This is a genomic window from Methylobacterium frigidaeris (genome assembly GCF_022179185.1).
GTDB lineage: Bacteria > Pseudomonadota > Alphaproteobacteria > Rhizobiales > Beijerinckiaceae > Methylobacterium > Methylobacterium frigidaeris.
Genome location: NZ_BPQJ01000110.1, coordinates 1 through 1,924, shown reverse-complemented (window position 1 = coordinate 1,924; position 1,924 = coordinate 1). Strand labels below are relative to the sequence as shown.

Annotated in this window: 1 protein-coding gene; it reads right to left on the bottom strand. The window is 71.4% G+C overall.

What is annotated here, in order from left to right:
- Positions 1–1,878 (bottom strand): 1-deoxy-D-xylulose-5-phosphate synthase (gene dxs / locus MFF64_RS36405; RefSeq protein ID WP_238193883.1); only part of this gene is annotated, 1,878 nt, incomplete at its 3' end.
- Positions 1,879–1,924 lie beyond the last annotated feature (46 nt).

Genomic DNA, 1,924 nt, shown 5'->3' with positions numbered 1-1,924 from the left:
GGTCTCGCGCGCCGGGAGCGTGGCCTCGACGACCTTGACGATCGACGGCGCGTCGAGCCCGGCCTGCGCGTACATCCGCTCCGGCGTGTCGTGGTCCTGGTAGGCATCCGGCAGCGTCAGCGTCCGAACCCGCACCGTCCCCTCGTCCAGCGCACCGCGCGACGAGAGCAGGTGCAGCACCATCGCCCCGAAGCCCCCCACAGACCCCTCTTCCAGGGTCACCAGGACCTCGTGGCTCGCCGCCAGGTCCAGGATCAGCGCCTCGTCCAGCGGCTTGGCAAACCGCGCATCCGCCACCGTCACGCCGATGCCCGACGCCTCCAGCCGCTCCGCCGCCTTCAGCGCCTCCGCCAGGCGCGTGCCGAGGCTCAAGAGCGCCACCCGCGCCCCCTCCGGACGGCGGATCACACGCCCCTTGCCGATCGCCAGCACCTCGCCCTTCTCCGGCAGCTCGACGCCCACGCCCTCGCCCCGCGGGTAGCGGAACGCGATCGGGCCCGCGTCGTGCGCATGTGCCGTCGCCACCATGTGCACCAGCTCGGCCTCGTCGGCCGCCGCCATCACCGTCATGTTCGGCAGGCAGCACAGATAAGCGAGGTCGAACGCGCCCGCATGCGTCGCGCCGTCCGCGCCCACCAGACCGGCCCGGTCGAGGGCGAAGCGCACGGGCAGGTTCTGCAACGCCACGTCGTGCACCAGCTGGTCGTAGCCGCGCTGCAGGAACGTCGAGTAGATCGCGCAGAACGGCTTGTAGCCCTCCGTCGCCAGCCCGCCCGCGAAGGTCACCGCGTGCTGCTCGGCGATGCCGACGTCGAAGGTCCGCTCCGGATGCGCCTTGGCGAAGAGATCCACGCCCGTGCCCGAGGGCATCGCCGCGGTGATCGCCACCACCTTGTCGTCGACGTCCGCCGCCTTGATCAGGCTCTCGCCGAACACCCGGGTATAGGCCGGGGCGTTCGGCTTGGCCTTGGTCTGCTTGCCCGAGATCACGTCGAACTTCACCACCGCGTGGCCGCGGTCGGCCGCCGCTTCCGCCGGGGCGTAGCCCTTGCCCTTCTGGGTCACGACGTGGACCAGAACCGGGCCGTCCGGCGCGTCGCGCACGTTCTTGAGGACGGGGAGCAGGTGATCGAGGTTGTGGCCGTCGATCGGCCCGACATAGTGGAAGCCGAGTTCCTCGAACATCGTGCCGCCGCCGGCCAGGATGCCGCGGGCGTATTCCTCGGCGCGGGCCGCGGTGTCGTAGATCGCCTTCGGCAAGAGGCGGCCGAACTGCTTGGCGGTGTCGCGCAGCGACCGGTAGGTGTCGCCCGAGACGAGGCGCGCGAGGTAGGACGACATGGCGCCGACCGGCGGCGCGATCGACATGTCGTTGTCGTTGAGGATGACGATCAGGCGGGATTTCAGCGCGCCGGCATTGTTCATCGCCTCGTAGGCCATGCCGGCCGAGATCGAGCCGTCGCCGATCACCGCCACGACGTTGCGGCGCGCAGGCGTCTCGCCGCGGGCCTTCGCGGCGGCGTCCGAGAGGTCGCGGCCGATGGCCATGCCGAGGCCGGCGGAGATGGAGGTGGAGGAATGGGCCGCGCCGAAGGGGTCGTAGGGGCTCTCGGCGCGCTTGGTGAAGCCGGAGAGGCCGCCGCCCTGGCGCAGCGTGCGGATGCGGTCGCGGCGTCCGGTGAGGATCTTGTGGGGATAGGCCTGGTGGCCGACATCCCAGATGATGCGGTCGTCGGGGGTGTTGAAGACGTAGTGCAGGGCGACGGTGAGCTCGACGACGCCGAGGCCGGCGCCGAGATGGCCGCCGGTGACGGAGACGGCGTCGATGGTCTCGGCGCGCAGCTCGGCGGCGAGCTGCGTCAGGTCGCTCTCGGGCAGCTGACGGAGATCCGCCGGCTCGCGGACGCGGTCGAGGAGGGGGAGA